Genomic DNA, 7,016 nt, shown 5'->3' with positions numbered 1-7,016 from the left:
GGATCATCAATACCGACCAGGGCAGCCAGTTCACCGCGACAGCGTTCACCGAGGCCGTGCTCCGCCGGGGCATCCGCTTGTCCATGGACGGCAAAGGTGCCTGGCGGGACAATGTGTTCGTCGAGCGCGTGTGGCGAAGCGTGAAATATGAAGAGGTGTATCTGAAAGCCTATGAATCGGTCAGCCACGCCCGGCGCTCAATCGGCGATTACATCAGTCTGTACAACCAGAGACGACCTCATTCGAGTCTGGAAGAGCGCACGCCGGAGGAGGCATGCTTCGCGACGCTGCCTGCGATCAAATTGGCAGCATGACTGCCCCGGACGTTCCACTTAAAAATCTCAGAAGTCTGTCCGAACGGGTGAGGCGACCTCTCTCTACGAACCGCTTGCGGATGAAACCGTGTGCGCGGTCGCGCGGCTTGGGCATCCACTATTCGAAGCGAAAAAACTCACACTCGCTCATCTCGAAAAGGCGGCCTGGATCGTACCGCCGGTTGGCAGTGTCTTACGTCATCGTTTCGATCTCATGTTCCAGCGCGCAAGCCTCCGGCCGCCGTCCAACGTCGTGGAAACGTCGGCAATCATGCTCATCACGCGCCTCATAGAACAAAGCGACATGCTGGCCATTCTCGCTGCCGAGGTCGCGCACTACTATGCCGCTGCCGGTGTCATCGCGACATTGCCGCTCGACATTCCCTGCACCATGGATGACTTCGGCATCATCACGCGCAACGACCACTTCCTCACTCCGGCCGCACAACTTCTGGCAGATGCGCTGCGAGATACAGCCCTGCAGTCTCACCGGCTTTAACGGCGCCACACTCGGGTCATGCAGTTTCCGCCTCGAAAAGAGCGTGACGTGCGTCGGTCATCGTGCATCGTCCGCGCATCTCGGTCACGGTTCTTGCGCCGCACAAAGCCATCGTCGATTCGAGCTCATGGCCGAGAATTTCCAGCGCGCGTGTCACCCCAGCCTCGCCTCCTGCTGCAAGGCCATATAACGTGGCGCGCCCGAGTTGCACGCCATCCGCACCCAGCGCGAGCGCCCTGGCAATATCGACTCCCGTCCGAATGCCGCTGTCGATAAGCACCGTCAAGGCGTCAGTAGCCGACTCCTTGAACGCGGGCAGCGCCTCGATCGTCGCCCCCGCGCCGTCCAGTTGACGTCCGCCATGATTCGACACCACCGCGCCGTCTACTCCGACCTTGCGTGCGAGACGCGCGTGCTCCGGCGCGACCAGTCCCTTCAGCACGAGTACGCCCTGCCACTGCTCGCGCAGCCACGCAATGTCGTTCCAGGTAAATGAGGCACTGATCTGCTGCTGCATGACTTCCGAAATCGTCGACCCACGCGCGGCGCTTCCGAGCAGATCCGCGAACACCTGAAGCGACGGAACGCCATGCCGGGCCATCTGCAACGACCAGCGCCAGTGACGTGCGCTATCGAACAGATTGGCGGCGGTCCAGCGAAACGGCAAGGTAAAGCCGTTGCGGATATCCCGGTTGCGGCGCCCGCCGACAGCGGTATCGACTGTCAGCTCGAGCACATTGAAACGGTAGCTGGCAATTTGCTGGAGAAACTCCCGTACCAGCCCCCGGTCCTTCAGCATGTAGAGTTGAAACCAGCGTAGCCGGCCGGCAGCCGCATCCATCTCGCGCATTCCCACCGTCGCGGCGGTACTCATCACGAAGGGAAGGTTCGCATGCGCGGCCGCCCTCGCCAGACACAGATCTCCCTTCTCCCAGGCCGCACCGTTCAGGCCGGTGGGGCCGACCACAATCGGCATCGAAACATCGTGGCCGAAGAGACGGGTCGCGGTCGAGCGCGTGGATACATCGATCAGGACCTCCGGTTTCAGCAACACACGCTGAAAAGCGGCCTGGTTGCGTCGCGCTGTATCTTCTTCCCCGGCGGCACCGTCGATGTAATCGAATACCATGCGCGGCAACCGGCGACGCGCGAGTTCGCGCAGATCCCCGATACTCGCAGCGCGTCGCAGTTTGTGGTCATGTATGACAGCAGAGTGTTGAGTCATGAACGGGAAACAGAGAGTGCGGCACGCGGTCCGATATGCCCGCTAAGCGCCTTGAATCCAAAGGTTCCGGCGAATGTGATGACCGCGCAGGCAATCATGAGGAGCCCCGGCGACGCGGGGTCGCCAGTCTTCCCGATCAGCCATGTCGCCACCAATGGCGTAGGACCACTGAAAATTGTCATGCCGAGGTTGAATGCAATCGCAATACCACTGAAACGAACGCGCGTCGGAAACATGTCGGCAATGATGCAGGCGAAGGTGCCATTGGTTAGAGCGGCCCCCAGTCCCGCCAACAACATCAACGCCGTCAGATCCATGCTGTGTGCAACCACGGCATGATAGAACGGCATGCTCAGCAGGATCAGCAGGAGCGCTCCTGCGCGCATCAGATGGCGACGCGGCACGCTGTCTCCCAGGCGTCCGACCAGCAGGATGCCAAGCGACGCGGTCCCGAGCGCCAGGTTCTGACCGATCGCCACGCTGCGCGGATCGTAGTGCAGCACCTTTTCCAGATAGGCGGGCATATGCGCGAACAGCAAGCCGTTGTAGCCGGCCGTCGCAACCGTTGCAGCGATGCCCAGAAGCACCGCGCGCCAGTGTTCGCGCAACAACTCGGCGAGCGGATGCTTCGACGCCATGTTTTTCATACTGGCGAATTCCGGCGTTTCCTCCAGTTTGCGGCGCAGCCAGAAGCCGAACAGGCCGATCAAACCGCCGAAGATGAACGCAATGCGCCAGCCGTAAGCCGCCACATCCGACGGCGCCAGCATCATATGCACGACCAGATTGACCGCCGCGGCAAGCAGTACGCCCGAATTCACGCAAAAGAACACGATGCCGCACACGAATCCCGCGCGACGCGGCACCGATTCGACGACATAGGTAATCGACCCGGGCAATTCGCCGCCAAGACAGAAGCCTTGAATCAGCCTCAGCAGGATCATCGTCACCGTGGCCGCCAGACCCCAGGTCGCGTAGGTCGGCACGAGACCCATCCCGATCGTCGACAGCGACACAATGATCACCGATACGATAAACACGCGCCGACGGCCATACCGGTCGCCGAACCAGCTGAGAACCGCACCTCCGATCGGTCGCGACAGGTAGCCGATTGCGAATACGGCGAAGGACATGACAAGCGCCATCAACGGGTCGAGCATCGAAAAGAATGCGCGGCCGATGTATTGGGCGAACACGCCGTACACGACAAAATCATAGAATTCCAGAGCGCCGCCAAGGCTCGCCAGAATAATCAGGCGCCACTGGCTGGATGTCAGGGCTTCGTACTGCGCGTCGACCATTCGGTCCGATTCGAGGATTGGCATCGTGTCTCCTGCATGAAATTTTTCTGAATACGACACACCGTCCGCACGCGTCCCCCGCAGCGCGCAAGCCGCTGTTCCGGGCGCGGCATGGTCAGTCGATTTCGACGCGCACAACTTGCGAGATGTCCGCGTCGCCAAGCCCCTGCGCGATTGCGCGCACCAGCAGTTCGCGCACGAGAGCGGCGACCGGAAGGGTCACCTCGTGCTCGTGCGCGAGCGCGTTGACCGCGTCGAGATCCTTGAGCATCGTGCGAATCGTGCCACTCGCTTCGGACGGCGCATCAATCATTCGCGGCATCAGGGTCTGCAGCAGAACGGAATCGGCCCAGCCGCCCTTCAGCGCAAAGGGGATCCGGGCGCCGTCGATACCTGCACGCCGTGCGAGACGCGTCGCTTCCGCGAGCCCTGCGATGGTCGTCATGACGATCGCCTGGTTTGCCAGCTTGGTCGCCTGACCGGCACCGCTGTCGCCCATGCGCGTAACCCTCGCCGCATAGGCCGAAACCACGGCGCGCAGACTGAGGATCGCAGCAGCGTCGCCGCCGGCCATGACGGCGAGCGTCCCTTGAGCTGCTCCCGTAGTGCCTCCCGACACCGGCGCATCGATCCAGTTGCCGCCCGTGCATTCGCGCCAGCGCGTGGCAAGCTGCCGCGTCGTCGATGGTGCGATGGTCGAATGATCGACAATGTTCAGGTTCGGGCGGGCACCGTGTGCGAGGCCATCGTCGCCGAACGCGACCGTTTCGACTGCCGTGCCGTCGGTCAGGCAAAGCATGACCGCCTCACTCGACGCTGCCACCTCGGCCGGCGTCCGGCACACGATCGTCGCCGATGGCGCCACCTGTTCCACCAACGCGCTTTTGTCCGGCGAGCGGTTCCAGATGGCCACGCGATGTCCTGCATCGACGAGCCGATGGACCATCGGCAAGCCCATGCGCCCGAGGCCGCAGAAGCCTATACGGTGCGACGCAGCGCCCGGCTGGTCCAGCGCGCTCATGCTTCGTCTCCGTGCGTGCGTGGGTCGTAAGGCCAGTCGAGATTGCCCGAGTGCGTGACAGCGCCCAGATGCGCGGGCCCGACGAGCGCCGCATACTTTTCCAGAACTCCCGCCAGTCGCTTTGTCGCTGGTCTGCGCACTTGCGCACGCCGTGCGTCCAGCTCGGCGTCGGACAACTCCACGCGCAGGATCCCGCTGCGCGCGTCGATGTGAATCAGATCCCCCTCGCGTAGCAGCGCGATGGGGCCGCCTTCGACCGCCTCGGGCCCCACATAGCCGATACACATCCCACGGGTAGCACCCGAAAAGCGACCATCGGTGAGCAGCGCCACTTTTTCGCCCATCCCCTGCCCGTAGATCGCGGCCGTCACACTGAGCATTTCGCGCATACCGGGACCGCCCTTCGGTCCTTCGTTGCGAATCACAAGCACGTCTCCCTCCCGGTAAGCGCGTGCGGCGACAACCGCCATGCAATCTTCCTCACATTCGAAAATGCGCGCGGTGCCCGAAAAAGTCAGCGATTTTAGACCGGCGATCTTCAGGCATGCACCATCCGGTGCGAGATTGCCGCGCAGGATCACGAGCCCGCCATTGTCCGAAATAGGAGTAGCGCAGGCGCGCACCACTTCGCCATCCGGACCGGCGAATCGTTTGAGTGCCTGCGCGAGGGGTTCGCCCTCCAGCGTCAGCACGTCGCCGTGCAGATAGCCGCCTTCGAGCAACGCATTGAGTACGGCCGGAACACCGCCTGCGTGATACAGGTCCTGGGCGAGATAGCGTCCGCCGGGCTGCAGATCGCCGATGAGCGGGATGCGGGCGAACACGCGTTCGACGTCGTCGAGCGTGAAGCGGATACCTGCCTCATGTGCAATCGCCGGTATATGCAGCGCGGCGTTCGTCGAGCCGCCCGTCGCCGCCACTGCCGCGCATGCGTTTTCCAGACTCTCACGCGTTACCAGGTCGCGCGGCAAAGGTCCACCTGCTTTTAACGCGTTCATCACGGTCTCGCCCGCGCGCCGCGCAATGGCGATACGTTCGCTGTACACGGCTGGCACCATCGCTGAACCGAGCGGCGCGAGACCGAGCGTTTCCGCGACCATCGCCATCGTATTCGCCGTGAACTGTCCCGGGCATGATCCCGCCGTCGGCGCACAACGCTTCTCGATTTCATCGAGTTGCTCACGCGAGAGATCGCCCCGCTGAGTCGTACCGACAGCCTCGATCGTCGTCAGGATAGTCGCCTGCCGCTGCAGACCGGCGCTCGCGCTACCCGGTATGGCCGCGGGCGCGGTGCCCGGAAGCATGGCGCCGCCAAACAGGAATACACCGGGCACATTCACGCGCACCATGCCCATCAGAATGCCAGGCAGGGTCTTGTCGCAGCCGGCGACGCCGACGAGCGCGTCGTAACCATGAGCGCGCACGAAAAGCTCGACGCTATCGGCGACCACTTCGCGCGACACGAGGCTCATGCGCATGCCGGCGTGATTCATGGACGTGCCGTCGGATACTGAAATCGCCGAGCCGCGAATCGGCACGCCGCCGCCCGCGGCAACGCCGAGCCGCACGTTATCCGATATCTGGTTCAACGACATTGAGCACGGCGTGTTCTCGCCGAAGGTGTCGACGATCGCCACGAAAGGCTTTTGCATCGCCGCGTCGTCCAATCCGGTCGCGCGCAGAAACGCGCGGTGCGGCGCACGCGTCACGCCCTCCGTCACCATACGTGAGCGATGTTTGTTCAGGCTTGCCATGATTGACCCGTTCCATTCGTTGTAGATTTCAATTGCGGCTCATTCCTTTGCATGTGCCGGCCTTCAATGACGACGTGCCAGACACGCCCGGCGCGTGAACCGATTTCACACACCCGTCAGCAACAGGCCGTTTTCAGCGGCGATGACCTGACCGGTTAGCGCAGGCGCATGCGCGACCAGAAACCACGCCAGCTCGGCCATTTCGGCAGGTTGCGACACGCGTTTGAGCGGCGCGTTGGCGCGCATGCGGTCAAGCACCGCGTCGTAGGCTTCGGTGTCGAGCGAACGTCGAAGGAGGCCGTCGTCGACCATACCCGGCGCGATAGCGTTGACCCGCACATGGGGCGCAAGCGTACGGGCCAGCGAGAGCGTCATCGTATTCACGGCGCCCTTCGAAGCCGCATAGGCAATCGACGAACCCGTGCCGTTCAGGCCAGCCAGAGACGACACGTTGATAACGCTCGTGCTGCGTTCACGGGTCGCGGTCTCACGCAACAGCGGAGCGGCCGCGCACGTCATCTGAAAGAGGCCGATGGTATTCACGCGATACACCCGCTCGAATTCGGCTGCGTCGAGCGCATCGAGCGCGTGATGCGGAATGACCCGCGTCGTCCCGGCGCAATTGACCAGAGCATCGATACGGCGCCAGCGTGTCGCGACGCTATCGACGGCGCGTTGGCAGTCCGCGTCCCGGCTGACGTCGGCATCGAAAATCAGGGTATCCGCACCGGATGCGCGGCATTGCGTTTCGACGGCCAGCGCCGACTCTTGCGTGCTGGCGTCGAAATTGCCGATCGCTACCGACCAGCCCGCACGCGCGAAGCGCAACGCGGTCGCCGCGCCAATGCCCGTTGCAGCGCCGGTGATCATGCACACCGGGGATGTGGAATGTGTCATACGGA

Annotated in this window: 6 protein-coding genes and 1 pseudogene; 2 read left to right on the top strand and 5 right to left on the bottom strand. The window is 63.1% G+C overall.

Features of this window, described 5'->3' with window-relative positions:
- Nucleotides 1–314, top strand: a 314-nt coding sequence (locus HHL14_RS04080; RefSeq protein ID WP_169496262.1) for an integrase core domain-containing protein, incomplete at its 5' end; no start/stop codon positions are given.
- Nucleotides 315–378: 64 nt separating this feature from the next.
- A pseudogene (locus tag HHL14_RS04075) lies at nucleotides 379–813 on the top strand (LysR substrate-binding domain-containing protein); the annotation flags it as partial.
- Between the two features lie 16 nt (nucleotides 814–829).
- Here HHL14_RS04075 and HHL14_RS04070 read toward each other — a convergent pair.
- The 5 genes from HHL14_RS04070 to HHL14_RS04050 form a co-directional block, all read right to left on the bottom strand.
- A complete protein-coding gene (locus HHL14_RS04070) occupies nucleotides 830–2,038 on the bottom strand; it encodes an alpha-hydroxy acid oxidase (RefSeq protein WP_169496260.1) in 1,209 nt (402 codons plus the stop codon).
- Nucleotides 2,035–3,363 carry an MFS transporter gene (locus tag HHL14_RS04065; RefSeq protein ID WP_169496259.1) on the bottom strand — a complete coding sequence of 443 codons (1,329 nt, stop codon included), beginning with the start codon at nucleotides 3,361–3,363 and terminating at the stop codon, nucleotides 2,035–2,037. Before HHL14_RS04065 ends, HHL14_RS04070 begins: the two co-directional genes overlap by 4 nt.
- A gap of 91 nt (nucleotides 3,364–3,454) precedes the next feature.
- Nucleotides 3,455–4,360, bottom strand: a complete 906-nt coding sequence (locus HHL14_RS04060) for an NAD(P)-dependent oxidoreductase (protein WP_169496258.1) — start codon at nucleotides 4,358–4,360, stop codon at nucleotides 3,455–3,457.
- Nucleotides 4,357–6,114: a dihydroxy-acid dehydratase gene (ilvD, locus tag HHL14_RS04055; protein ID WP_169496257.1), complete on the bottom strand. Its 1,758-nt coding sequence runs from the start codon at nucleotides 6,112–6,114 to the stop codon at nucleotides 4,357–4,359. Before ilvD ends, HHL14_RS04060 begins: the two co-directional genes overlap by 4 nt.
- 105 nt (nucleotides 6,115–6,219) lie before the next feature.
- A complete protein-coding gene (locus HHL14_RS04050; protein WP_169496256.1) occupies nucleotides 6,220–7,011 on the bottom strand; it encodes an SDR family NAD(P)-dependent oxidoreductase in 792 nt (263 codons plus the stop codon).
- Between the last annotated feature and the right edge of the window lie 5 nt (nucleotides 7,012–7,016).

Origin of the sequence: Paraburkholderia antibiotica (assembly GCF_012927125.1) — a bacterium.
GTDB lineage: Bacteria > Pseudomonadota > Gammaproteobacteria > Burkholderiales > Burkholderiaceae > Paraburkholderia > Paraburkholderia antibiotica.
This window is presented reverse-complemented; position numbering and strand designations above follow the sequence as displayed.

Coding starts and splice junctions, on each gene's coding strand:
- HHL14_RS04070 (WP_169496260.1), bottom strand. CDS start 2,038: ATGACTCAACACTCTGCTGTCATACATGACCACAAACTGCGACGCGCT.
- HHL14_RS04065 (WP_169496259.1), bottom strand. CDS start 3,363: ATGCCAATCCTCGAATCGGACCGAATGGTCGACGCGCAGTACGAAGCC.
- HHL14_RS04060 (WP_169496258.1), bottom strand. CDS start 4,360: ATGAGCGCGCTGGACCAGCCGGGCGCTGCGTCGCACCGTATAGGCTTC.
- ilvD (WP_169496257.1), bottom strand. CDS start 6,114: ATGGCAAGCCTGAACAAACATCGCTCACGTATGGTGACGGAGGGCGTG.
- HHL14_RS04050 (WP_169496256.1), bottom strand. CDS start 7,011: ATGACACATTCCACATCCCCGGTGTGCATGATCACCGGCGCTGCAACG.